Source organism: Neorhizobium sp. BT27B, from assembly GCF_050455485.1.
In the GTDB taxonomy this organism is placed as follows: Bacteria; Pseudomonadota; Alphaproteobacteria; order Rhizobiales; family Rhizobiaceae; genus Neorhizobium.
The window spans coordinates 198,571-223,062 of record NZ_JBCIYT010000006.1 but is presented as its reverse complement, the minus strand read 5'-3'; the positions used below and the strand labels follow the sequence as shown (position 1 = coordinate 223,062).

The window sequence follows — 24,492 nt, the reverse complement described above, 5'->3', positions numbered from 1 at the left end:
GCTTTTGGCAGCCCTATGTCAGGCCTATGCGAAAACTGACAACCTATATTTTATTTGTTGCAGCATGCGTTGCCATCGGCGTTCTGAGCGGCATCGCCAACATGCCGGGTGAGTGGTATCAGGCGCTGGAAAAGCCGCCGCTCAACCCGCCGAACTGGATTTTTGGACCGGTCTGGGCTGCACTTTACGTGATGATCGGCACGGCACTCGCCGAAACATGGTTCGATGAGAACAATCGCAACCGGCTGATCGTGTTCGGCCTGCAGGGCATTCTCAACATCTGCTGGTCACCCGCCTTTTTCGGCATGCAGAATCCACCGCTGGGTCTGGCCATCATCCTGCCGATGCTGTTTTTCATCCTGCTGTTCATCGCCATGAGCTGGAATGCAAACCGCAAGGCGGCCCTGCTGTTCGTGCCCTATGCCGTCTGGGTGTCTTTCGCCACCCATCTGAACCTTGCCATCGTCCTGTTAAATCGCTGATCTATGCCGCGTGGGACAAGCCGCCGCTTGCGATGCCGGGTCGCCTCGTGCAAACCTTGCTACGACCAACAGGAGCAGACATGACGGTGATCGACCCCGGCGATTTTCAGACACGTATCGAGAAAAGCTTTGCCAGCCAGCAGGCCATGGCCATGCTGGGCGCCGAATTGACACGGGTCGAACGGGCAAGCGTCGAGATCGAGATGCCGTTCGATCCAAAACTCACGCAGCAGCACGGCTTTCTGCATGCCGGCGTGATTGCCGCGGGTCTGGATTCCGCCTGCGGTTATGCCGCCTATACGCTGATCGAGCCGGAAGCCTCGATCCTCACCATCGAGTTCAAGATCAACCTGATGTCGCCGGGGCGCGGCGAACGGTTTCTGTTTCGCGGCGAAATCACCAAGCCGGGTTCCACCATCATCGTCGCCGACGGCCGCGCCTATGCGCTGGGCGACGGCCCGGCAAAACTGATCGCCTCGATGAGCGGCAGCATGATGGTGATCCGCGGCCGTCAGGATCTGGTCGAATGAACGCTTCAATGTCGATTGCGCCGACCAAAAGGATTGCCGGAAAATCGGTGCTGTTCGTGATGGCGGTGGATGCCGAATATGGACAGCACCTCAAAAGCCGCATCACCCCGCTGATGACCGGTGTCGGGCCGGTGGAAGCCGCCGCCGTTCTTTCGCGCGAGCTCACGCTGCTGGAAACCGTTGGCGGCCTGCCGGATCTCGTCGTGTCGCTCGGTTCGGCCGGTTCGCGCAATCTCGAGCAGACCGGTGTCTATCAGGTCTCCTCCGTCGCCTATCGCGACATGGATGCGTCGCCGCTCGGTTTCGAGAAAGGCGCAACACCGTTTCTCGATCATCCGGCGATCCTGCCGCTGCCGCTGACCATTCCCGGCATTCCACAGGCATCGCTTTCCACCGGTGGCAATATCGTTTCCGGCAACGCCTATGATCTCGTCGCCGCAGATATGGTCGATATGGAGACGTTTGCGGTGATGCGCTGCTGCCAGCTATTCGACGTACCGCTGATCGGTCTGCGCGGCATTTCTGACGGAAAAGAAGACCTGAAACACGTCGGCGACTGGACCGAGTATCTGCATGTGATCGACGAAAAGCTGGCCGATGCCGTCGACCGGCTGACGAAAGCGCTGGAAGCTGGCGAACTTTCGCTATGACCTGAGTGAAAATCCGCTATGCGCCAGCGGTTTTTCCCGTTTGTCCGGTTGCCAGAAATGCCAAGTTTCTCTAAAGGCTCGACATGACCCAGATAGCTCATCCCGACAGCATCCTCATCATCGATTTCGGCAGCCAGGTGACGCAGCTGATTGCGCGCCGCGTGCGTGAAGCAGGCGTCTACTGCGAAATCCATCCCTTCCAGAGCGCCGCAGAGGCTTTCGACAAGCTTGCGCCCAAGGGCGTGATCTTCTCCGGCGGCCCGGCTTCGGTCACCACCGAAGGCAGCCCGCGCGCTCCGCAGGCGGTATTCGACAGCGGCGTGCCGATCCTCGGCATCTGCTACGGCCAGCAGACACTCTGCACCCAGCTCGGTGGTGTTGTCGAAGGTGGCCACGCCGCCGAATTCGGCCGCGCCGATGTGGAAGTGAAGAAAGCCAGCCCGCTGTTTGACGGTTTCTGGGAACAGGGCGGCCGTTACCCGGTGTGGATGAGCCACGGCGACCGCGTGACAAAGCTGCCGGAAGGTTTTGAGGTCATCGCGACCTCGGAGAACGCTCCGTTCGCCATCGCAGCCGACGAAAGCCGCCACTACTACACGACGATGTTCCACCCGGAAGTGGTGCACACCCCGGATGGCGCCAAGCTTCTATCCAACTTCGTGCACAAGATCGTCGGCCTGAAGTCCGACTGGACCATGGCTGCCTACCGCGCCGAAATGATCCGCAAGATCAAGGATCAGGTCGGCAATGAACGCGTCATCTGCGGCCTGTCCGGCGGCGTCGACAGCTCTGTTGCCGCCATCCTCATCCATGAGGCGATCGGCGACCAGCTGACCTGCATCTATGTCGACCACGGCCTGATGCGTCAGGGCGAGACCGAACAGGTCGTCGGCATGTTCCGCGACCATTACAACATCCCGCTCGTGGCTGTTGATGCATCCGACCTGTTCCTGACCCAGCTTGCCGGCGAAAGCGACCCGGAAGTCAAGCGCAAGACGATTGGTCGCCTGTTCATCGAAGTGTTCGAAGCGGAAGCCGCAAAGATCGCTGCCGACGGCAAGGGCGAACCGCGTTTCCTCGCACAGGGCACGCTTTACCCGGACGTCATCGAAAGCGTCTCCTTCTCCGGTGGCCCTTCGGTCACCATCAAGAGCCATCACAATGTCGGCGGTCTTCCTGACCGCATGAACATGAAGCTGGTGGAGCCGCTGCGCGAACTGTTCAAGGACGAAGTCCGCGCGCTCGGCCGCGAACTCGGCATGCCGGAATCGTTCATTGGCCGCCACCCCTTCCCGGGTCCGGGCCTTGCCATCCGTTGCCCGGGTGGCGTTACCAAGGAGAAGCTCGACATTCTGCGCAAGGCGGATGCGATCTATCTCGACGAAATCCGCAAGGCAGGTCTCTACGACACGATCTGGCAGGCTTTTGCCGTGCTGCTGCCGGTACAGACCGTTGGCGTCATGGGTGACTATCGCACCTACGAGTTTGTCTGCGCGCTGCGTGCCGTCACCTCGGTCGACGGCATGACCGCGGATTTCTATCCCTACGACATGAACTTCCTCGGCCGCGCCGCGACCCGCATCATCAACGAGGTCCGCGGCATCAACCGCGTCGTTTACGATGTGACCAGCAAGCCACCGGGCACGATCGAGTGGGAATAAGCGGAGAAATCCGTTCTGACCGCGATTGCAAGGGAGGGCGAAAGCTCTCCCTTTTTCGTTTGGCTTGATTGCGAAATCCTTCGGCTCTATCCTCACACCATCGCAACAGGCAGGCTGCGTGATGGATCATCAGGAAAAGCTGACGACGACCGTTTCCCCGGACGGGCAAATCGCCCTGCCAAGCGGTGTGAGCGAACGGCAGAACTGGAATGCGGGTACGCGGCTGGTCGTCGAGGAGACCCCGGATGGCGTGCATCTGAAACGTGCCGGGGAGCAGGTTTTTCCGCCAACAAATCCGGCTGATGTTTTCGGCATGCTTAAATACAAGGGCAAACCCAAGACACTGAAGGAGATGGACGAGGGTGTCCTGGAAGAGGCTCGTCGCAGTTTCCTGAAGAGCGTCGATCCCGACGCATGATCGCCATCGACACCAATCTCGTTATCCGATACCTCACCGGCGATGAAAGCCGACAGTCACAACGCTCTCGCCAGATCATCAATAGGAGGGAGGTCTTTGTCCCGATCACTGTGTTGCTGGAAACCGAATGGGTGCTTAAAAGTAGCTTCCGCTTGGAGCGCGCGGCGCGACGCAAGGCAATCAGCGATTTCGCGGGACTGCCGACGGTAACGGTGGAAGAACGCCATATCGTAGCCCATGCACTCGACCTCTTCGGGCAAGGCATGGATTTTGCCGACGCCCTTCATCTCCTGAAAGCCCGCCACTGCGAAGGTTTTGCCACCTTTGACCGCAAGTTCGTCAAATTGGCGCAGAAGGCCGGCTTCGAAAACGTAATCGAAGGCTGATCCGTCCCAACCCTATGCCGGCAACAATCTGACAGTCCCACCTTGCCAGCCATCCGGCATCGGTCTAAGAACGCGCCATCACAGGGGTGCTCCGTAATGCCGGGGCTGAGATTTGGTCGCCATGATCATGGACCCTCAAGCTGATCTGGATAATGCCAGCGGAGCGAGGTAGAGCGATGTTTTCCGGCGCGCAGATTTCTTTGTATCCCATGACCGACGATTTTGTCGGCGTCATCACCAATGCGCTTTCCGCGCTCGATCCCTATCGCGAAAAGCTGCGGATCGAGACGGACGACATTTCCACGCTGCTCGTCGGCACGCCCGATATCGTGTTCGCCGCCATGCGCGATCTCTTTGCTGCGGCAGCGAAAAGCGGCAAACATTGCACCCTGCATGCAACGATCTCGCGCGGATGCCCGGGTGAGCCGGATGACCCGATGTGCCAGGTGCCCGAATTTCTAGGTCCTTGGGCGCCGCTCGATGAACGCAAGGCGAAAGCCCATGCGGCTGTAGCGGGCGCACCTGTCATCGGCCAGGAAGCGGCCGCGCAATTCTCGCTTTATACGCTCGGCATCGACGGCCATATGGACGAGATCTATGGCTGCATCGATTTCGTCAAAAACTCCGGCACGTTCGAGAAATCCAAGAATTTCTGCACAAAACTGCGTGGCGATACCGGCGCGGTTTTCTCCACCGTGCATGAAGCACTGGTGCGCTTTGGCCCACCGGCCGGCCATGTGACGATCGACCTGACGGTTTCCGCCAACAGCCCTTCCAAGCGCTGAACCTTTTTCACGCGTCTTTTCGGCTGGCCCGAGGCTCAAATCATGTCGTTTTCGCAAACCCGCAACGGGCGATATCTCGCCTCCCTGCTTTCGCATATCGGTAACTTTCTGCCGGCGCTTTTTGCAGTGGCAAGTCTGGTGCTGATCTGGGAAGGCTACACCCGATTTTCCGGGGTTTCGCCGACAACTCTGCCGGCGCCTTCGCGCGTTGTGGCGCAGGCCTACGAATACCGGCAGGCGCTTTTCGACAATACCCTTCCGACGCTGCACGCCACACTGACCGGTTTTGCGCTATCGGTCATCGCCGCCTTTCTTCTGTCGGTCATCGTCGACTTCGTGCCACGTCTGAAACGGGCGCTGTTTCCCGTTTTCATCATCAGCCAGACACTGCCGCTGGTCGCCATCGCGCCGCTGGTTGTTCTGTGGTTCGGCTTCGGGCTGCTGCCAAAAATCCTGCTGGTGGCGCTGGTCACCTTTTTTCCCATGCTGGTGGCGCTTTCCAAAGGTTATGAGGCAACCGAGCCGGAACTCGAACAGCTACTGAGTTCGATGGGCGCGCCACGCTGGAAACTTTTTGGGCTGGCCCGCCTGCCGTCCGCCCTGCCCTTCTTTTTTGCGGGCCTGCGGATTTCGATCACCTATGCCGTCGTCGGCGCGATCTTTGCCGAATATGCAGGGGCAGCCAAGGGGCTCGGCATCTACATGCTGAACGCCAAGAACAATTTTCGGCCCGACCTCGTGCTGGCCGCCGTGCTGGTCAGTGCCGCCCTCACACTCTGCCTGTTCGGGCTGGCGGTTCTGGCGGAACGGCTGGCCATGCCGTGGACACGCCGGCCGCAAGATGGAGGCAGAAACCTGTGACGCCGCCACGCCTCAAACTCGACGGGATCAGTTACCGCTACGGCGACCTGCCGGTGCTCGAAAAAATTTCCATGACTGTGCAGCCCGGAGAGTTCGTCTCTATCCTCGGGCCTTCAGGTTCGGGCAAATCCACGCTGTTTCGTCTGCTGACTGCCGCCATCACCGCTGAGGCCGGCGCAATCGCGTTCGATGGCAAGCCGCTGACCGAGGCAGGCCGCCCCTTCGCATTCATGCCGCAACGCGACGCATTGATGCCGTGGCGAAAGATCATCGACAACACGACGCTGGGACTTGAAGTACAGGGCATGCGCCGACGGGATGCGCGTGCCCGCGTCACACCACTGTTTGGCGAATTCGGGCTTGACGGTTTCGAGCAGAATTATCCGGCCGAACTTTCCGGCGGCATGCGCCAGCGCGCGGCACTCTTGCGCACCGTCGTGCAGGACAAACCGATGCTTTTGCTGGACGAACCGTTTGGCGCGCTCGATGCACTGACACGCGCCGGCATGCAACGCTGGCTGGAGGAGATGTGGCAAAAGCACCGCTGGACGGCGATGCTGGTGACGCACGACGTGCGCGAGGCGGTCCATCTTTCCGACCGCATCTATGTGCTGTCACCACGCCCGGCAAAAGTTATCCGCGAGATCGTAATCGACCTGCCGCGTCCGCGCGGGCGCGATGCCGACACGCTGGCGCGGGCAGCCGCGATTGAGGCGGATATTCTCGACACGCTTCTTAAGCCCGACCATCGCAACGGCATTCCGGATCGAGAACATGCCGCCGAATAGGAATTCACGCGTTTCAGGAGGATTGAACACCATGATCATGCTCACCCGCCGCACCGCCCTCGCCTCGGCTGCCGGTCTTGCCCTCACGCCGATGCTGGGCTTGCCCGCTCGAGCAGACAATCAGACCGTCAAGGTGGCGCTCGACTGGACGCCGAATACCAACCATATCGGCCTGTTCGTCGCCCGCGACAAAGGTTTTTATCGAGACGCAGGCCTCGATGTCGAAATCCTGCCCTATACCGACACATCGGCCGGAACGCTGGTGGCCAATCATGTCGCCGATTTCGGTGTGATCGGTTCCATCGGCCTGTTTACCCAGCATTCGGCCGGTGCGGACCTGATCGGCACTTACGCCATAGTGCAGCACGAGACCGGCCGCGTGGTCTTCAAGGCCGATCGTGACGACATCAAGAGCCCAAAAGATCTCGACGGCAAGACCTATGGCGGCTTTGGGAGTGCCTGGGAAAACGCGCTACTGAGCGCAATGATCCGCCATGATGGCGGCAAGGGCGAATTCGAGACGGTGACGCTTGGCACATCCGCCTATCAGGCGCTGGCCAATGGCTCGGTGGATTTCACGCTGGAAGTCTATACCTGGGAAGGCGTGCAGGCCGAGCTGGAAGGTTTGAAGCAGAAGGCTTTCCGATATGCCGATTACGGCGTGCCGGATGAACATACGGCTCTACTCGGCTCCAGCCGAAAATTTCTCGACGCCAAGCCGGATTTGGCCAAGGCTTTTCTGCAGGCAACGCAAAAAGGCTATGCCTTTGCCGTCGAAAACCCGGACGAGGCAACCGACCTGCTGATCTCAGCCAACAAGGATGCGCTGACAAACCGCGCGCTGATCCGCGCCTCTCTTCAGGCTCTGATCGAGGGGCATTACCTGCGCACGACAAGCGGCGTGATCGGAAAGATGGAACCGGCCAAGATGGAGGCGATCGGCACCTATCTGTTCGACGCGAAAATCCTCAAGGACGGCGATGGCAAGGTGCTTGCGACGAAGCCGGATCTGGCGCGCTATTACACCAATGAGGCTCTCGGCGGTTAAAACAACCTCCGTCGAGCCTCTGCGAATGCCTGCCACCCCTCAGGCATTCGCTGACATACGGTCAGAGAATGGCCACTTTTGCACTGCAGCAAGTTTACAAGCTTATCCCGCGTCGATAGACGTCGGTGTACGACAGATCGGGAACAGTTGCATGCTTCGCAGACTCTACGACTGGACGATGGCGCTCAGCGCCCGCAAGGCAGCGTCCACATGGCTCGCCATCATCGCCTTCGTTGAAAGCTCCATCTTCCTGGTGCCTGCTGACGTTCTTTTCCTGCCGATGACACTCGCACGGCCACAGCGCGCATGGCGTTACGCCCTGATCGCAACCGTTGCCTCTGTTCTGGGTGGCATTGCAGGATGGTGGATCGGTTATTACGCCTTCGACGCAATTGCCGAACCGATCCTGCGCTTCTATGGCAAGATGGATACGTTCGAGGAACTGCGCTCCGGCATTTCCTTCGAAATGGTGCTTCTGTTTCTGGTCACATCGGGCCTGGCGCATCTGCCGCCGATCAAGGTGGTCACCATTCTGGCGGGGGCAGCGCATGTGAATATCTGGCTGTTCACTGCGTCGGCGATCGTTGCCCGCGGTGCGCGGTTCTACCTGCTGGCATGGTTGCTGCGGCGTTACGGCGAAGGCATACGCCATTTCATCGAACACCGTCTTGGCCTGATCACCGCTGCAGGCGCCGCCGTTCTGCTGGTCGGTTATGTCGCCTACAAGTTTCTGACGCACTGACCTTTCGGCCCGCGGAAACATTTTCAGACACAGTTATGCCGCCACTCATATCGAAGAGATAAGAGCGCGGCCAGTCGCTGCGATGAAGAGAATTTTGTGTCGTCTCGGGACGACTTGTCTGGGCCAGCACCGCACATCCGGCATGGCTGTAGCCCCGGACTGCCCCTGTTCGATCCGGGGCAGTCAGATCATCAAAGCTCGATTAGAGCTGTACGCGGTCAAAAGCCTTCGGGTCGATACCGAGCGTGACGAGGTCACGGGCCTGCGGCTTGCGGCCACCTTCAACTGCGGCGGAAGCGGCGCTTGCAGCACCGAAAACAGCGATCGCACGGCCAATAAAACCACCGCGCATGTTCTTGAGGTTCGTGGACATGTGCATCTCCTTTTGTTGATTAGAATATGCTCCTGAGCCGCTTTGCATTCAATGCACAAGGTCAGATGGGAGCCATGCAAAACAACGCTGCCTGCCTGTATTTCCGCTTGTCCCATGCCGCATTTGGAGGCATGTCCAACGGCGGAATTTTTCATTAACGTCATGGAGCCACATCAGATGAGCGTCACGATTTTCGGCATCAAGAACTGCGACACGATGAAAAAGGCGCGCACCTGGCTGGATGACCATGGCATCGATTACACTTTCCATGACTACAAGGCGTCCGGCATTGATCTGGCTCATCTTGAAACCTGGACGGACAAGGCAGGGTGGGAAACGGTGCTGAACCGTGCCGGTACCACGTTCAGGAAGTTGCCGGATGATGCCAAGGCGGACATGACACGTGAAAAGGCGATCGGCCTGATGCTCGACCAGCCGTCGATGATCAAGCGCCCGGTTCTGGAAAAGGACGGCACGCTGCTGGTCGGCTTCAAGCCGGAAATCTATGCCGAGGCGTTCGGCGACAAATAAGGAAGGCATGGGTCATGTCGAAGACCACGCGCGCCACTCAGATGCTGACCAAAGCCGGTGTCAGCTTCGAGACTGCCACCTATGACTACGATCCGAATGCCGAACGCATCGGCCTGCAGGCGGCTGAGGCAATCGGCGAGGAACCGCATCGGGTGCTGAAAACGCTGATGGCCGAACTGGATGGCAAGCCGGTCTGCGTGATCGTGCCATCCGACCGAGAAGTGTCGATGAAGAAGCTGGCGGCGGCTTTTGGCGGCAAGTCGGCCCATATGATGAAACCGGCCGATGCCGAGCGCCTGACGGGCTATCATGTCGGCGGCATCAGCCCGTTCGGCCAGAAAAAACAGGTGCCGACAGCCATTGAGATCATCTCCATGGACGAGGCCCGCGTCTATATGAACGGTGGCCAGCGCGGTTTGCAGGTGCGGCTGGATCCGAAGCAAGCGCAACGGGTGCTGGAGGCGATTGCCGCGCCGCTTGTGGCCGACTGAGCTTCAAATTCCCGATCGAGAGGACTATGTCTGTCGCATTGTTTTTGAAAACGGGCAGGCATCTCCATGAACATCCATTCCGATATCGTCACGATCGATCCCAAAAAACTGGAAAAGCTCGCCGAAGTGGCGATCAAGGTGGGCTTGAGGCTTGAAGCCGGCCAGGATCTGGTGATGACGGCTCCGCTTGCCGCCATTCCTCTGGTGCGGCTGATCACCCGCCACGCCTATATGGCCGGTGCCGGCCTCGTCACCACTTTCTACTCCGACGAGGACACCACGCTGTCGCGCTATCGCCATGCACAGGATGCCAGTTTCGACAAGGCTTCCGGCTGGCTGTACGAAGGCATGGCCAAGGCTTTTGCCGGCAATGCCGCGCGCCTGGCGATTGCCGGCGACAATCCGATGCTGCTGGCGGGTCAGGACGCATCCAAGGTGGCACGCGCCAACAAGGCCAATTCGATGGCCTACAAACCAGCGCTCGAAAAGATCTCCAATTTCGACATCAACTGGAACATCATCTCCTATCCCAACCCCGCCTGGGCAAAACAGGTGTTTCCTGAGCTTGGCGAACAGGACGCCATCAAAAAGCTTGCCGACGCGATCTTTGCCGCCTCGCGCGTCGATCTCGATGATCCGGTCGCAGCCTGGGTCGAACATAATGGAAACCTGCGCAAGCGCTCGAACTGGCTGAACGGCGAGCGTTTTGCCGCTCTGCGCTTCACCGGCCCGGGAACGGATGTGACCATCGGGCTGGCCGACGATCATGAATGGCATGGTGGCGAATCCACCGCCAAGAACGGCATCACCTGCAATCCGAACATCCCGACCGAAGAAGTGTTCACCACCCCGCATGCGCTGAAGGTGGAAGGCTACGTGTCGAGCACCAAGCCGCTGTCGCATCAGGGCACGCTGATCGACGGCATTCAGGTGAAGTTCGAGGGCGGCCGCATCGTCGAGGCAAAGGCCACCAAGGGCGAGGAAGTGCTCAATAAGGTGCTGGACACCGACGAGGGTGCGCGCCGTCTTGGCGAGGTGGCACTGGTGCCGCATTCCTCACCGATTTCGGCGAGCGGCATCCTGTTCTACAACACGCTGTTCGACGAAAACGCCTCCTGCCACATCGCCCTCGGCCAGTGCTATTCGAAATGTTTCCTTGACGGCGCATCGCTCAGCCAGGAGCAGATCGCGGCCAAGGGTGGCAATTCCAGCCTGATCCATATCGACTGGATGATCGGTTCGGACAAGGTGGATATCGACGGTGTCCGCGCCGATGGTTCGACCACACCGGTCATGCGCAAGGGCGAATGGGCCTGACCTCATAGCAGTGCTGAACGGAAAAAGGGCCGGTCTGTTTGCGCAGACCGGCCCTTTTGATTTCATTCCATCAGGCAGTACCGATCAGGCCGGCTTGTGGCCCTTGAGGCCATAATAGGCGATGTAGACGTAGCAGATGATCGGCATGACGAAGGCCAGCTGGATGCCGATCGTATCGGCAAGCGCGCCCTGCACGAGCGGCAGGATGGCACCGCCGACGATAGCGAGGCACAGGATGCCCGAACCCTGGCTGGTGTGACGGCCAAGACCGTGCAGCGCCAAGGAGAAGATCGTCGGGAACATGATCGAGTTGAACAGGCCGATGGCCAAAACCGCCCACATGGCAACCGAACCGGTCGACACGATAGTCACGGCCAGCAGGACGATGACCGCGGCAGCATTGAAAGCCAGAGCCTTGCCGTCGTCGATGTAGCGCATCGCGAACGCACCGATGAAACGACCGATCATGGCGCCGCCCCAGAAATAGGCAACGTAGTGAGCGGCTTCGGTTTCCGGGATGTTTCCAATCGTCGGCTCGGCGAGGAAGTTCACGAGGAAGCTGCCGATCGAGACTTCGGCGCCGACATACACGAACAGACCGACGGCACCGAGAACGAGATGGCGATAACCCCAAGCCGAACCTTCGACATGGGCACCGGCTTCTACCGTTTCGTCTTCCTGAACTTGCGGCAGCTTCAGGGCTGCAAAGATCGCAGCCAGAATGAGGAAGGCGGCAGCCAGGATCATGTAGGGAAACTGGACGGCATTGGCCTCGGTGACACGCAGGGCCTCGATCTGCTCCGGCGTGGCATTCTCCATGCCGGCGGTTGCTGCCGACAGGATCAGCACTGCGCCGAACAGCGGGGCAAGCGTGGTGCCGAGCGAGTTGAAGGCCTGTGTCAATGTCAGGCGGCTGGCGGCCGTTTCAGGCTTGCCGAGAACCGTGACGTAAGGGTTGGCAGCAACCTGCAGAACGGTGACGCCCGCAGCAAGCACGAACAGCGTACCGAGGAAAAGCCCATAGACGCGGTAGCTGGCGGCCGGGATGAACAGCGCGCAGCCGATGGCGGCGATGACCAGACCGACGACGATGCCCCATTTATAGCTGATGCGCTTGACCAGCGCGCCGGCCGGCAGCGAAACGATGAAATATGCGCCGAAGAAGCACAGCTGAATCAGCATCGACTGCGTGTAGTTCAGCGAGAAGACGCTTTTCAGATGCGGGATGAGAATGTCGTTCAGGCAGGTGATGAAACCCCACATGAAGAACAGGGACGTCAAAGCGACGAGAGCGAAACCGTAGTTTTCGGTGCTCGAAACGCCGGGGGAGCGGGCTCCCCCGAGATCAGCGCCGTTACCTGTATAACCAGCCACTTGGCAAAACCTTTCAAACACATTCAGGCAGCCAGAAACACCGTGTTGCGTGCTGCGCTGCGAGACAAAATGTCTCTATAGGATTCCTATATGCTGCACCTGCACAGTTTTGAAAGCGATCTCCGTCAATTTCGGTTGCAATGCACCTAAATTTTGAACAACCGAACCGGCCATTCGTAAAGATTGCATTCAGTCTTTTTCGGTAATCTTCCGTTAGCACTGTCTCCAATGGTTCCGGCTGGTCGTAAATCACCGGACAGGTAATGCGTACGGACACCGATGCATAAAGCAATCAAGCCGGCATTTTTCATCACCACCCTGCTCTTGAGTGGGTGCTCTTCGAGCATGACACCGGACGCGCTGGTACCCTCTCGTCCTTCGCGTGAGGTGACGAGTTCCGTCCAGCAGACACCGGCGCCTGTTCCGGCCGCCAGTGTCGGCGGCCCGTCCATGGCCGCAGCGCCGGCGAATTCGCAGCAGCATCAGGAAGTTCTGTCTTGGGCAGGCCCGACACCGAGCGACCATGCATCGATGTCTGCCGCGCCGATGGACGCGATGACCGCATCCCGCACGCCCCCTCTTCCGGCTTCCGCGACCATGGTCGGCATGCCATCCACCCCGCTTCCTGTGCAGCGGCCGTCGGGCATGATGGAAACCGCCGCGCTATCATCCGGCACGATGAGCGCCACTGCCCGCTCACGCATCTACAGCCGCCAGTTCCGTGATGCCAAGCCGATCAATTTCGGCCGGGTACAGCCACGCCATTATGCCGTTCACGGCGTCGACGTTTCGCGCTGGCAGGGTGAGATCGACTGGCCGAAACTGCGAAGCCAGGGCGCCAACTTCGCCTATATCAAGGCGACCGACGGCGGCGACCATCTGGACCCGATGTTCCGGACCAACTGGCGACGCGCCAAGGAAGCCGGCATACGCCGTGGCGCCTATCATTTCTTCTACTGGTGCCGCACCGCCGGCGAGCAGGCCGACTGGTTCATCCGCAACGTTCCGCGCGAGCCGGATGCGCTGCCGCCGGTGATCGATGTCGAATATAACGGCGAATCCGCCTGCAAGATGCGGCTTTCAAAAGCCCGCGTCATCGAAAAGATGCAGGTCTTCATGGACAAGCTCGAACGTCATTATGGCCAGCGTCCGGTGATCTATACCGCGCCTGACTTCTACAAGGACAATCTGCGCGGAGAATTCCAGAACTATCCGTTCTGGCTGCGCGCCGTCGCCCAGCATCCATCCGTCGTTTATCCCGACCGCAAATGGGCGTTCTGGCAGTATTCCGGCTCGGGCCTGTCGCATGGCGTCACCGGCAAGATCGACCTCAACGTCTTCAACGGCAATGAGGGGCAATGGCACAACTGGCTGAACCGGCAGCGGGGTTCGGGCACCATGGCCAGCCGTTAGTCCCTTCTGAAAATCGACAACATCAAATGCAAACGAGGCGCCTGCGATACAGCAAGGCGCCTCTTTCTTTTTGTCTTCATGCGGTTTCGGCCGATCCGACACGAACCGTGCCAAACCGCTGTTCGATGGATCGTTAGCCTGCCAGCCTTGTTGGCTGGTTGCGGAGGGCCAACTCCGGCATTTCCTGCAGAAGTTCGGCCACCTGCTCTGCCCTCAGCGGACGCGCCAGCAGAAAACCCTGCACTTCCGTACATTGGTCCGCCGTCAGGATTGCCAATTGTTCGTTGGTTTCGACACCTTCCGCGGTGACGGAAATGCCAAGCGCGCGGCCAAGACCAAGGATAGCCTGCACGATCGGGCGGGCGCTTTCCTTGCGATCCAGGTCGGAAATGAAGCTGCGATCGATCTTGATGACGTCGAACGGGTAGTTGCGCAGATAGCTGAGCGATGAATAGCCGGTTCCGAAATCGTCCATGGCAAGCGTTACGCCAACCTGTTTCAGCTCCTTGAGGAGAGCGATAGCACGCTCTGCATCTTCGAGAAGCACACCTTCGGTGATCTCCAGCTCCAGCAGCGCTGGCTCGAGACCGGTTTCCGCCAGGCAATCGCGGACCTTCTGAACGAAATCGGCATCCCGGAACTGCACCGGCGAGACGTTGACGGAAACGCCGATACCGCACCAGTTCATTGCCGTTTGGCAGGCTGTGCGCATGATCCAGTCGCCAAGCGGCACGATCAATCCGTTCTGTTCGGCCAGCGGAATGAATTCGGCGGGGTTGATGCGGCCGCGTTCCGGATGCGCCCAGCGCACCAGTGCCTCTGCACTGCGGATATGGCGGCGGCGCGCATCGAACCGTGGCTGATATTCCAGATAGAATTCACCAGCCGCAAGGCTGTTGCGCATGCCCTCGGTCATCTGCCGCTGAACGGCGACCTTGCAGTTCATGTCGGTCGAGAAGAAACTGTACTGGCCGCGCCCATTTTCCTTGGACTTGTAGAGCGCGGCATCGGCCGCCCGCAACAGTTCGTCCGGTGTCGTGCCATCGGCAGGCGACATCGTCACACCGATCGAGACACCGACCGACAGTTCGACGCCTTCATGGCGGATCGGTGCCGTGACGATGTCGTGAATATGCGTGCAGAAACGTTCGATCGCTTCTGTCGGCATGCCGGGTGCCGCGATAACGAACTCGTCGCCGCCGACACGTGCGGCGATCTGATCGTCGCGCAGAGCGCGGCGCATGCGGTCGGCAACCTCTCCCAATACACGGTCCCCGACATGATGGCCGTAGGTATCGTTGATCGGCTTGAAGCGGTCGAGATCGAGATAGAAAACGACCATGCTGCCGGCCGGACCCGCAAGGCAGTTCTCCATGAAGGAGGACAGTTTTACGCGGTTAGGCAAGGATGTCGCGGAATCGTGCTGGGCCTGACGGCGGGCATCATCGAAGGCGGCTGCCAGCTCGACATTGGAACTGACATCGGTCGCATATTTGATGACCTTGGTCGGCCGACCATTGAGATCGAAAATGGGATTGTAGCTGGCCTGGATCCAGATCTCGCGGCCATCCTTGCCGACACGCTTGTACATGCCGGAATGGTAACTGCCGGAGCGCAGCGTGTCCCAGAAGCCCACATAGTCGGCGCTGGCGGCTTCATCGCGTGCGATCAGAACCGAATGGTGGCGACCTCTTATCTCATCAAGCTCATAACCGAGCATGTGCAGGAAATTCGGGTTGAGATCGATGACCGTGCCATCGAGATCGAACACCGCAACGCCCTGGGATTTGTGGATCGCCTCGATCTGGCCCTGATAATCGGCCTGGCGCAGTTTTGCTTCGGTAACGTCGGTCGCATATTTGACCACCTTGAACGGGTGGCCATTCAGGTCCTTGATCGGATTGTAGGTGGCTTGCAGCCAGATCTCGTGGCCGTTCTTGCCGATGCGCTTGTATTCGCCGGCGCGGAAATTGCCCTTGGCGAGATCAGCCCAGAAATTCCGATATTCCTCGCTCTCGGCCTCATCCGGCTCGACGAACATGCGATGATGGCGGCCGCGCACATCCGCAAACTTGTAGCCGGTGGCGCCCAGGAAATTTTCGTTGGCCTCGATAATGGTGCCGTCGAGTTCGAAGGAAACGACACACTGGGCGTTGTGAATGGCTGCGATCTGGCCTTCATGCTCGGCCTGGACCAGGCGCTCATCGGTCACGACAGAAGCGTATTTGACGACCTTGACGGCTTTGCCATTGGCATCGAAAATCGGGTTATAGGTGGCCTGCAGCCAGATTTCCGCGCCATCCTTGGCGAAACGCTTGAACAGGCCCGAACGGTGACGCCCCTTGCGCAGGTCGTTCCAGAAGGTGGCATATTCGGTGCCGTGGGCATGCGAGCGCTCCACGAACATCTTGTGGTGCCGGCCCTGGATTTCCTCCAGCGCATAACCGACGGCTTCCAGAAACTGTTCGTTGGCATCAAGAATGGTGCCATGCATATCGAAGGTTATGACGCTGTTCGATTTGTGGATGGCGTTGATCTGCCACTCGTAATCGGCCTGACGCAGTTTCTGGCGGGTAATGTCGGTGGCGTATTTGACCACTTTCATCGGCCGTCCTGCCGGATCGAATATCGGGCTGTAAAGTGCCTGAAGCCAGACGTCCTCGCCATCCCTGCGTCGGCGACGGAATTCGCCGGCCCGGTGGTCGCCGCGGCCGAGCGAACGCCAGAACTCGCGATATTCGACATTGTCAGGGTCGTGCACGAAAATCGAATGGTGGCAGCCGACGATCTCGTACAGCGCATACCCCGTCGCCTCGAGGAACTGGCTGTTGGCGTCGAGGACGAAACCATCGAGCGAAAAATGAACGACTGCCTGTGCGGCGTTGATGGCGGCGATCTGACCGCGCTCATCTGCTTCACGCGCCTTCTGCTGGGTGACGTCGGTGACGATCTGCAGGATTTCGCCGACGGCACCGTCTTCGCCCTGAATCGGCACATAACGCGACTGCAGCCAAAGCTCGGTCCCAAGCTTTGCAATCCAAAGCGAAGTCAATTCACGCTGCTCGCCGCGGCGAAGACTTTCCCAGAGGTCTATCTGACGACTACGTTCGACGGCCTTCGACAGAAAAAGCGTGTCACTATTGCCCAGAAGCTCGGTGAGATCATAGCCCAGCATACGCAGGAAATGCGGGTTGGCAGCGGTTATCTTACCATTGGCATCATACTTCACCGTGGCGAAGATCTGATTGAGGGCGCGAACCTCTGTTGAAAGGTTCAGATAATCGGCGACGGGCTGCGGCATGGGCGGCATACACAGAGCTGTTGAAACTACAGCCAACTTACCGCTCACCCTCTAAGGTAGCGTAAACATTTGAATTTATTGCATTTATAACTTTTTATCAGATTTTTATATTCTGAAAAGCGAACACATCACACATAAGCCGCCCGCTGGTTGCAGGCGGCCAATGACAATCCGTCAGCAAAATTGGCAATGATCGGCGGCTCAGGCCGAGACGGTTTCGTCCACCGTTTCCGCGCCCGGCGCGTTCTTCTTCACCGATTCGATGCAATACTTCGCGCTGGCCTTGGACGCATAGAGTTCCGAGCGAACCATGGCCTCGCCATTGGCGGCCTTGAAGCGTACGAAATGTTCGCCATTCTTGCTCTCAACGATCTCGAAACGATAACCGGTGCCGGTCTCTTCCTTGGTGAGATCGACGGTCGCGGCGCCCGGTGCGTTCTTCTTGATCGATTCGATGCAGTTCTTGGCACTGGCCTTGGACGCATAGTTTTCCGACCAGACCATGACTTCTGCATTATAGACGAACTGGACGCGGAACTGCTCGTTGGCAGCCTTGACGATCTTGAACCTGTGCATGCGGCAACTCCCCATAGAACTGGCATCAACCCAGCTTTACATGGCAATCATCGCCATGTTCCAGCAAGTTGTAATGAAGGCGGGGTTAAGTCAAGTGAAGCATCGCGGCGATGCTTTATGCCGAAAGGCAGGAAACATTTGCGTTTCAGAAATGACCTGGAGGAGGCTCAAGTGAAGCGAAATTTCATCTATGTCGGCAATGCCGAAAGCAACGATATCAGCGTCTTTCGCCTCGATGACAACGGTCAGGTCGAGCCGATCCAGACGGTGCCCTTCGACGGCATTACGGCTATCGGCAATGCAACGCCGCTCACCATCAGTCCCGACCGGAAATTGCTCTATGCCGGCATTCGAGCCGCACCTTTTACCGTGCTCACCTTCGCGATCGATGCCGAGACCGGACATTTGCGGCAGATCGGCCGGGCGGCGCTTGCCGACAGCATGGCCTATCTTTCCACCGACAGACGCGGCCGCTTCCTGTTTTCCGCCTCCTATGGCGGCAGTGTCATTTCGGTCAATCCGATCGGGGCCGATGGCGTGGCGGGTGACCCGATACAGGTGGTGGAGACCGGCCTGAATGCGCATGCCATTCTCCCCTCCCCGGACAACAGGCTCGTATTCGCCAGCAATCTCGGCTCCGATCAGGTTCTGGCATTCCGCTTCGACGCAGAGACCGGCATCCTTGCGGCAGCTGATCCGGAAAGGATTGCATTTGCGCCAAAATCCGGGCCGCGGCATTTCGTCTTTTCGCCGGATGGTCGGTTCACCTTCGCCATCACCGAGCACAGCGCCGAAGTCCTTTCCTTCGGCTATGACGCTGCAAGCGGCTTCTGGCAGAAGCTGGCCGCGGCCGGCATTCTGCCGGAGGGATTTGAAGGGGTAAGCGCCAGCGCCGATATTCATGTCACGCCAGATGGCCGTTTCATCTACGCCTCGGAGCGAACCTCCAGCACGTTGAAACTTCTGCATTTCGACGCCGCGACAGGCCAGCTGCGTGCCGGTGAAAGTTTTGCGACGGAGAAACAGCCGCGCGGTTTCACCATCGATCCGACAGGCCGTTTCCTTGTGGCCGTCGGCGAGCTTTCGCACCGGATGACCATCCATGCGATCGATCCCAACACTGGTTCGCTGACGGTAATTTCCTCGCACGCCACCGGCCGGCAGCCGAACTGGGTGGAGATCGTCGCGTTCGACTGAACCATGGACGAAGCGACATAATGTCGGTGGACTTCAGCCGACCAAAAGGCCCATACCTGACACATCGGGTTGGAGGTTTAGAATTTCATGACAGACAATAGTCTCACCGCGTCAGCGGGAGGACGGGCGGAGTTTGGCCGCGGGCTGATGTGGATGGGCGGCAGCATGGCGTCCTTCATCGGCATGTCGGTCGGCTCCCGCGAAATGGCAGCGACGATGTCGATCCAGCAGGTGATGTTTTTCCGCGCGCTGGTCGGGCTTCTGGTGATCCTTCTTCTGGCGCGAAAACTGTTTCCCGAAGTGCGGCAGATGAAGATGCTGAAACTGCACTTCTTGCGCAATGTCGTGCATTTTACCGCACAATATCTCTGGACGGTCGGCATCGTTTTCCTGCCGCTCGCCTCGGTGTTCGCGCTGGAATTCACCATGCCGATCTGGGTGGCATTTTTTGCCTGGATCTTTCTGAAGGAAAAGCTGACCACGCCGCGGATCCTTGCCACCATCGGTGGCTTTATCGGCGTGCTGGTGATCGTGCGGCCGGGTGCGGCGATGATCGATCCCGCAGCCGGGCTGGTGCTGATCGCCGCCGCCGGTTTTGCCATTGCGCTGATCGTGGTGAAGGAACTGACCCGGCATTGCTCGCCCGGCACGATCGTCGTGTGGATGATCCTGATCCAGCTGCCGCTTGGTTTTGTAGCATCGCTGACCGACTGGCAGCCGGTGCAGATGGTTTCCGTGCCGTGGATGTTCCTGTCGGGCATTGGCGGGCTGACAGCGCATTATTGCCTGGCGCAGGCGCTGAAGCGGCTGGAAGCCTCGGTGGTGATGCCGGTCGATTTTCTGCGCGTGCCGCTGGCGGCGCTGGTCGGTTATTACGCCTATGCGGAGGCGATCGACCTCTGGGTGCTGCTGGGTGCCGCCATCATCGTTCTGTCGAACTATCAGGTGGTGATGACGGAGCGCAGACGGGCTCGCCAATGAAAAAGGCGGGCTCAAATGGCCCGCCTCAAATGTTTTAGTCGTCGCTCATCTTCAGGGCGGCGATGAATGCTTCCTGCGGAATGTCCACCTTGCCGAACTGACGCATGCGCTTCTTGCCTTCCTTCTGCTTGTCCAGCAGCTTGCGCTTGCGGGTGGCGTCGCCACCGTAGCACTTGGCCGTCACGTCCTTGCGCATTGCCGAGATGGTTTCGCGGGCAATGACGTTGCCACCGATCGCTGCCTGGATCGGGATCTTGAACATGTGCCGCGGGATCAGGTCCTTCAGCTTTTCGCACATGTCGCGACCGCGCTTTTCGGCAGCCGTGCGGTGCACCAGCATGGACAGCGCATCAACAGGCTCGCCATTGACCATGATCGACATTTTCACGAGGTTGCCTTCGCGATAACCGTCGAGATGGTAATCGAACGAGGCGTAACCCTTGGAGATCGACTTCAGGCGGTCGTAGAAATCGAACACGACTTCGTTGAGCGGCAGCTCATAGGTGAGCATGGCGCGCTTGCCGACATATGTAAGTTCGGTCTGGATGCCGCGACGATCCTGGCAGAGCTTGAGAATGCCGCCGAGGTAATCGTCGGGCGTCAGGATGGTGGCCTTGATCCAAGGCTCGCGGATTTCGGAAATGCGCACGACATCCGGCATGTCGGCCGGGTTGTGCAGCTCGCGTTCCGAACCGTCGGTCATGGTCAGCTGATAGACAACCGAAGGCGCCGTTGCGATCAGATCGAGGTTGAACTCGCGCTCCAGACGCTCCTGGATGATTTCCAGATGCAGCAGGCCAAGGAAGCCGCAGCGGAAACCGAATCCGAGAGCGGCGGAACTTTCCATTTCGAAGGAGAAAGAGGCGTCGTTGAGACGCAGCTTGCCCATGGCGGCGCGCAGGTCTTCGAAATCCGCGGCATCGACCGGGAAGAGACCACAGAACACCACCGGCTGGGCCGGCTTGAAGCCCGGCAGCGCTTTCGCGGTGGGCTTCTTGTCTTCGGTAATGGTATCACCGACGCGGGTATCGGCGACTTCCTTGATCGAGCCGGTGAAGAAACCGATTTCGCCCGGACCGAGGCTGTCGACGGCCAACATCTTCGGCGTGAGAACACCGACGCGTTCGACCTGATATTTTGCGTCCGTGCCCATCATGCGGATGGTCTGGCCCTTGGTCAGCACGCCATCGAGAATGCGCACCAGAACCATGACGCCGAGATAGGTATCGTACCAGCTATCGACCAGCAGGGCTTTGAGCGGCCCCTTGTCGCCGGCCTCGCTCTTGGGCGCCGGCAGCTGGTGGACGATGGCTTCGAGGACATCCGGAATGCCGAGGCCGGTTTTTGCCGAGATCAGCACCGCCTGCGAAGCATCGATGCCGATGACTTCCTCGATCTGTTCCTTGATGCGGTCGGGTTCGGCCGCCGGCAGATCGATCTTATTCAGAACAGTGACGATCTCGTGGTCGTTGTCGATCGCCTGATAGACATTGGCGAGCGTCTGGGCTTCGACACCCTGAGAGGCATCGACGACCAGCAGCGAACCTTCACACGCCGACAGCGAACGCGAGACTTCGTAAGCGAAGTCGACGTGGCCGGGCGTGTCGATGAGGTTCAGCACATAGGTCTCGCCGTTATTCGCCTTGTAATGCAGGCGGACGGTCTGGGCCTTGATGGTGATGCCGCGCTCGCGCTCGATATCCATTGAATCGAGGACCTGCTCGGACATGTCTCGTTCGGCAAGGCCGCCGGTCGTCTGGATCAGACGGTCGGCCAGCGTCGACTTGCCGTGGTCGATATGGGCCACGATCGAGAAGTTGCGGATATGGTCAAGCGGCGTGCGGGAATTGGTGCTCATGGCTCGCGCATATAGCAGTGACAATCCCCGCCGCAAAGGGGGGATGATAACCTTTCGTTGAGTATGTGGCGCGCTTTCGGCGTCAAGGCAGCTTGGTTTCCGGGGTAATGCCACCTTCCGGATCGGTGATGATCGAGGCATTCGGCATCTGCGCGGTTTTCATGCCAAAGTTTTCGCGCTCGTCCATGGGGACGGCGTCACGTTCCTTGAGGCGCCATATGACATAAAGCCCGTAGGCGGAAGCCACGAGAATGATGGCATAAATGAACGTCTGCTGGCCGAGAACGGGGGCGAGAAAGGTGATGCCGAGCGGCACGATGGTGGCGGCCGTCGACCATGCGACCAGAAGCGTGGAGGAGAGCGGCACGAAATCACCCGGATCGGCGCGATCGTTGGCATGGGCATTGGCAACCGAATAGACGGTTTCCACCGCGCCGCCGAAGACGAGGAATACGATCATCAACAGAATGAAGGTGGAGAAGGACACCATCAGTGCCGCAACGCCGGACACGACGATCAGGCCGCAGGTAAACAGCAGGATGACGCGGCGGTCGATGCGGTCGGAGACGAGGCCGAGCGGATACTGGATGAACAGAAGTCCCGTCTGCATGACCAGCATAAGCAGCGCCACCTCTCCCTGTGTGACACCGTTGAGCGTCGCATAGATCGGCGTGAACCCCTGAACCACCATGGAGAGGCCGCCCGAGGCCAGCACACCGATGAGACCGACCGGCGAAATGCGCCATGCCATCTTCACGTTGACGCTGACGCTGGCCGGCGCCGGCGGATTGGGCAGGCGCGTGAGGCCGATCGGAATGATGGCGAGTGCCGTGACGAACACGACGATCAGCGGCGCCAGATTGCCCTCTGCCGGCACCTGGCCAAACAGCCATGCGCCAAAACCGAGGCCGAGAATGAAGCACATGTAGAAAAATGACATGGCCCGGCCGCGCCATTCATTGGAGGCCGCATGGTTGAGCCAGCTCTGGGCGATGATGAAATTGACGTTGGAGGCGGCGCCATAAATGGCGCGTGCAAGGATCCACCAGACGGGCGGCAGGTCCGCCGCCACCAGCACGGCGCCAATGATGACCATCGACATCGAGCAGGCAAACAGCCGTGCATGGCCGACCCGGCGGATCAGCGGCCCCGCCAGCACGCAGCCGAGCAGGCCACCGAAGGCAAGCGCCGGAACCGCAAGCCTTGCCGCCCATGTGGCGCCCTCCCGCGTCAGCACGAAGGGGACATAGGTGGCCATGATACCGCTGCCGATCGCGGCTATCGTCATAGAGATGACGATGCTGGCGATGGAAAAGGGCGAGGCGGTAACGTGCGGTGTTGCGGTGGATGTCATGCTTGGGGTCATCCTCAAGGCAGGCGAAGGCATTGGCAGTGCGTCAGGAGAATCTCGATTGAACTCGTCTGTATCCGCCCCTTTGGGGAACCGGACATTCTGGAAAGCGCTTCGCGATTGCGAAAACATTAGCGCAGGCTTGTGACGGAAAGCTATCCGGAGAGCGGCATTGCAGGCGCTGATTTCGAAACATTCCGCTGGGCATTTTGTCGCTTGATTCCACGATCTGCGAATAATAATCTCTGATCATGGAATCACGCGATCAGCAATTTGAGGGAGAGGTCGGCGAACGCGCAAAGGTGCTGCGCAGTGCTGCAGGCCTGACGCTCGACGAACTCGCGACACGATCAGGCGTCAGCAGGGCGATGATCTCACGCATCGAGCGTGGAGAAGCCAGCCCGACGGCAGCGCTTCTGGCCCGACTGTGCGAGGGATTGGGCCTTTCGCTATCCGCCTTTTTCGCCCGCGACGAGGCTGCTCCCTCGCCTTTATCCCGACGCGACGGCCAGCGCCTCTGGCGCGATCCGCATACGGGTTATCTGCGCCGCTCGGTTTCGCCGGCAGGCACGGGCTCGCGCGTGGATATCGTCGAGGTGGAGTTTCCGGCCGGCGCACGCGTTGCCTTTCCGCCGCGTGAAGAGAGCCGGGTGATGACGCAGCATGTCTGGCTGTTCGACGGCCTGCTGGACATGGTATTTGCCGCGGAAACGATCCGGCTGGAACCGGGCGATTGCCTGTTCATGGATATCGGCGACGCTTTCGAATTCCACAATCCATCCGACAAGCCTGCCCGTTATGCCGTGATCCTCGATCGCGGCCGTTAAATCCGTTTCACCATCCGAGGTTTTTCGATGACCGATATCCACATACTTGATGCCGACGCCGCCCGCGCTGCCATTGCCGATCTTTGCGAAATCCTGTCCGACTGCATCAATGGCGGCGCTTCTGTGGGGTTCATGCTGCCGTTTTCGCCCAATGACGCCGTGGCCTATTGGCACGAGATCGCCGATGCGGTGGCTGCAGGCGCAATCATTCTCGCGGTTGCCGAACATGAGGGGCGGATCGTCGGAACAGTGCAGGTGGGGCTGGCCTCGAAACCGAACCAGCCGCATCGCGGTGACCTGATGAAACTGCTGGTGCACCGCTCGGCCCGCGGGCTTGGCCTGTCGCGAAAACTGATGGCAGCAGTGGAAGAGGAAGCCGCCCGCCGCGGCCGCACGCTGCTGGTGCTGGACACGGCGACCGGCAGTGAGGCGGAGACTATCTATCCCCGCTTCGGCTGGGAACGGGTTGGCGTCATTCCCGATTATGCGCTGTGGCCGCAGGGCGGATATTGCGGCACGACACTGTTTTACAAGCGGATCGGATAAGCAGG

At 59.5% G+C, this 24,492-nt stretch carries 25 protein-coding genes; 19 read left to right on the top strand and 6 right to left on the bottom strand.

Annotated elements, in window-relative coordinates; genetic code table 11:
• Positions 1-26: 26 nt before the first annotated feature.
• The 11 genes from AAIH70_RS17795 (at position 27) to AAIH70_RS17745 (ending at position 8,351) form a co-directional block, all read left to right on the top strand.
• Positions 27-482, top strand: coding sequence for a TspO/MBR family protein (locus AAIH70_RS17795; protein WP_430035031.1), 456 nt, complete (start codon positions 27-29; stop codon positions 480-482).
• 80 nt (positions 483-562) lie between these two features.
• A complete protein-coding gene (locus AAIH70_RS17790) occupies positions 563-1,012 on the top strand; it encodes a PaaI family thioesterase (RefSeq protein WP_132276322.1) in 450 nt (149 codons plus the stop codon).
• The gene (locus tag AAIH70_RS17785; protein ID WP_245519227.1) at positions 1,009-1,662 is read left to right on the top strand and encodes a 5'-methylthioadenosine/S-adenosylhomocysteine nucleosidase; all 654 of its coding nucleotides are present in this window, start codon (positions 1,009-1,011) and stop codon (positions 1,660-1,662) included. Before AAIH70_RS17790 ends, AAIH70_RS17785 begins: the two co-directional genes overlap by 4 nt.
• Before the next feature lie 83 nt (positions 1,663-1,745).
• Positions 1,746-3,323: a glutamine-hydrolyzing GMP synthase gene (gene guaA, locus AAIH70_RS17780; RefSeq protein WP_132276320.1), complete on the top strand. Its 1,578-nt coding sequence runs from the start codon at positions 1,746-1,748 to the stop codon at positions 3,321-3,323.
• 121 nt (positions 3,324-3,444) lie between these two features.
• Positions 3,445-3,741 carry an AbrB/MazE/SpoVT family DNA-binding domain-containing protein gene (locus AAIH70_RS17775; RefSeq protein ID WP_132276318.1) on the top strand — a complete coding sequence of 99 codons (297 nt, stop codon included), beginning with the start codon at positions 3,445-3,447 and terminating at the stop codon, positions 3,739-3,741.
• Entirely contained in the window at positions 3,738-4,127 is a 390-nt protein-coding gene (locus tag AAIH70_RS17770) for a type II toxin-antitoxin system VapC family toxin (RefSeq protein WP_430035028.1), read from the top strand. Before AAIH70_RS17775 ends, AAIH70_RS17770 begins: the two co-directional genes overlap by 4 nt.
• Before the next feature lie 176 nt (positions 4,128-4,303).
• Positions 4,304-4,912 carry a YkoF family thiamine/hydroxymethylpyrimidine-binding protein gene (locus AAIH70_RS17765; protein ID WP_132276314.1) on the top strand — a complete coding sequence of 203 codons (609 nt, stop codon included), beginning with the start codon at positions 4,304-4,306 and terminating at the stop codon, positions 4,910-4,912.
• A 42-nt stretch (positions 4,913-4,954) separates the two neighbouring features.
• Positions 4,955-5,773 (top strand): ABC transporter permease, encoded by an 819-nt coding sequence (locus tag AAIH70_RS17760; protein WP_132276312.1) that lies wholly within the window; start codon positions 4,955-4,957, stop codon positions 5,771-5,773.
• Complete coding sequence (locus AAIH70_RS17755; RefSeq protein WP_132276310.1) at positions 5,770-6,561, top strand: ABC transporter ATP-binding protein; 792 nt, start codon at positions 5,770-5,772, stop codon at positions 6,559-6,561. The genes AAIH70_RS17760 and AAIH70_RS17755 overlap by 4 nt, the downstream gene beginning before the upstream one ends.
• 31 nt (positions 6,562-6,592) lie before the next feature.
• Positions 6,593-7,609, top strand: coding sequence for an ABC transporter substrate-binding protein (locus tag AAIH70_RS17750; RefSeq protein WP_132276308.1), 1,017 nt, complete (start codon positions 6,593-6,595; stop codon positions 7,607-7,609).
• Positions 7,610-7,760: 151 nt separating this feature from the next.
• Positions 7,761-8,351, top strand: coding sequence for a YqaA family protein (locus AAIH70_RS17745; protein WP_132276306.1), 591 nt, complete (start codon positions 7,761-7,763; stop codon positions 8,349-8,351).
• A 202-nt stretch (positions 8,352-8,553) separates the two neighbouring features.
• On the opposite strand, the gene AAIH70_RS17740 is transcribed toward AAIH70_RS17745, so the two are convergent.
• Entirely contained in the window at positions 8,554-8,724 is a 171-nt protein-coding gene (locus AAIH70_RS17740) for a hypothetical protein (RefSeq protein WP_165932058.1), read from the bottom strand.
• 177 nt (positions 8,725-8,901) lie between these two features.
• On the opposite strand from AAIH70_RS17740, the gene AAIH70_RS17735 reads away from it, so the two are divergent.
• The 3 genes from AAIH70_RS17735 to AAIH70_RS17725 all read left to right on the top strand — a co-directional run bounded on the left by AAIH70_RS17735 (position 8,902) and on the right by AAIH70_RS17725 (position 11,063).
• The gene (locus AAIH70_RS17735) at positions 8,902-9,255 is read left to right on the top strand and encodes an ArsC family reductase (protein ID WP_132276304.1); all 354 of its coding nucleotides are present in this window, start codon (positions 8,902-8,904) and stop codon (positions 9,253-9,255) included.
• A 14-nt stretch (positions 9,256-9,269) separates the two neighbouring features.
• Positions 9,270-9,746 (top strand): Cys-tRNA(Pro) deacylase, encoded by a 477-nt coding sequence (ybaK, locus tag AAIH70_RS17730; RefSeq protein WP_132276302.1) that lies wholly within the window; start codon positions 9,270-9,272, stop codon positions 9,744-9,746.
• A gap of 66 nt (positions 9,747-9,812) precedes the next feature.
• Entirely contained in the window at positions 9,813-11,063 is a 1,251-nt protein-coding gene (locus tag AAIH70_RS17725) for an aminopeptidase (protein WP_132276300.1), read from the top strand.
• Positions 11,064-11,147: 84 nt separating this feature from the next.
• Here AAIH70_RS17725 and AAIH70_RS17720 read toward each other — a convergent pair whose 3' ends face one another.
• Positions 11,148-12,437 carry a sugar MFS transporter gene (locus AAIH70_RS17720; protein ID WP_245519226.1) on the bottom strand — a complete coding sequence of 430 codons (1,290 nt, stop codon included), beginning with the start codon at positions 12,435-12,437 and terminating at the stop codon, positions 11,148-11,150.
• Positions 12,438-12,716: 279 nt separating this feature from the next.
• Between AAIH70_RS17720 and AAIH70_RS17715 the strand changes: the two genes are divergently transcribed.
• Positions 12,717-13,850 carry a glycoside hydrolase family 25 protein gene (locus AAIH70_RS17715; protein WP_132276298.1) on the top strand — a complete coding sequence of 378 codons (1,134 nt, stop codon included), beginning with the start codon at positions 12,717-12,719 and terminating at the stop codon, positions 13,848-13,850.
• 133 nt (positions 13,851-13,983) lie between these two features.
• On the opposite strand, the gene AAIH70_RS17710 is transcribed toward AAIH70_RS17715, so the two are convergent.
• Both AAIH70_RS17710 and AAIH70_RS17705 read right to left on the bottom strand, forming a co-directional pair.
• Entirely contained in the window at positions 13,984-17,151 is a 3,168-nt protein-coding gene (locus AAIH70_RS17710) for a PAS domain S-box protein (protein WP_430035023.1), read from the bottom strand.
• 201 nt (positions 17,152-17,352) lie between these two features.
• Positions 17,353-17,727, bottom strand: a complete 375-nt coding sequence (locus AAIH70_RS17705) for a YegP family protein (RefSeq protein ID WP_132276294.1) — start codon at positions 17,725-17,727, stop codon at positions 17,353-17,355.
• Between the two features lie 171 nt (positions 17,728-17,898).
• On the opposite strand from AAIH70_RS17705, the gene AAIH70_RS17700 reads away from it, so the two are divergent.
• Both AAIH70_RS17700 and AAIH70_RS17695 read left to right on the top strand, forming a co-directional pair.
• Positions 17,899-18,924, top strand: a complete 1,026-nt coding sequence (locus AAIH70_RS17700; protein ID WP_132276292.1) for a lactonase family protein — start codon at positions 17,899-17,901, stop codon at positions 18,922-18,924.
• A gap of 87 nt (positions 18,925-19,011) precedes the next feature.
• Positions 19,012-19,905 carry a DMT family transporter gene (locus tag AAIH70_RS17695; RefSeq protein WP_207908274.1) on the top strand — a complete coding sequence of 298 codons (894 nt, stop codon included), beginning with the start codon at positions 19,012-19,014 and terminating at the stop codon, positions 19,903-19,905.
• Between the two features lie 34 nt (positions 19,906-19,939).
• Here AAIH70_RS17695 and lepA read toward each other — a convergent pair whose 3' ends face one another.
• Positions 19,940-21,763 carry a translation elongation factor 4 gene (gene lepA, locus AAIH70_RS17690; RefSeq protein ID WP_132276290.1) on the bottom strand — a complete coding sequence of 608 codons (1,824 nt, stop codon included), beginning with the start codon at positions 21,761-21,763 and terminating at the stop codon, positions 19,940-19,942.
• 82 nt (positions 21,764-21,845) lie between these two features.
• Positions 21,846-23,117: an MFS transporter gene (locus AAIH70_RS17685; protein WP_132276288.1), complete on the bottom strand. Its 1,272-nt coding sequence runs from the start codon at positions 23,115-23,117 to the stop codon at positions 21,846-21,848.
• Between the two features lie 248 nt (positions 23,118-23,365).
• On the opposite strand from AAIH70_RS17685, the gene AAIH70_RS17680 reads away from it, so the two are divergent.
• Both AAIH70_RS17680 and AAIH70_RS17675 read left to right on the top strand, forming a co-directional pair.
• Positions 23,366-23,941 carry a helix-turn-helix domain-containing protein gene (locus tag AAIH70_RS17680; protein WP_132276286.1) on the top strand — a complete coding sequence of 192 codons (576 nt, stop codon included), beginning with the start codon at positions 23,366-23,368 and terminating at the stop codon, positions 23,939-23,941.
• Positions 23,942-23,968: 27 nt separating this feature from the next.
• A complete protein-coding gene (locus AAIH70_RS17675; RefSeq protein ID WP_132276284.1) occupies positions 23,969-24,487 on the top strand; it encodes a GNAT family N-acetyltransferase in 519 nt (172 codons plus the stop codon).
• The last annotated feature ends 5 nt before the right edge of the window (positions 24,488-24,492 follow it).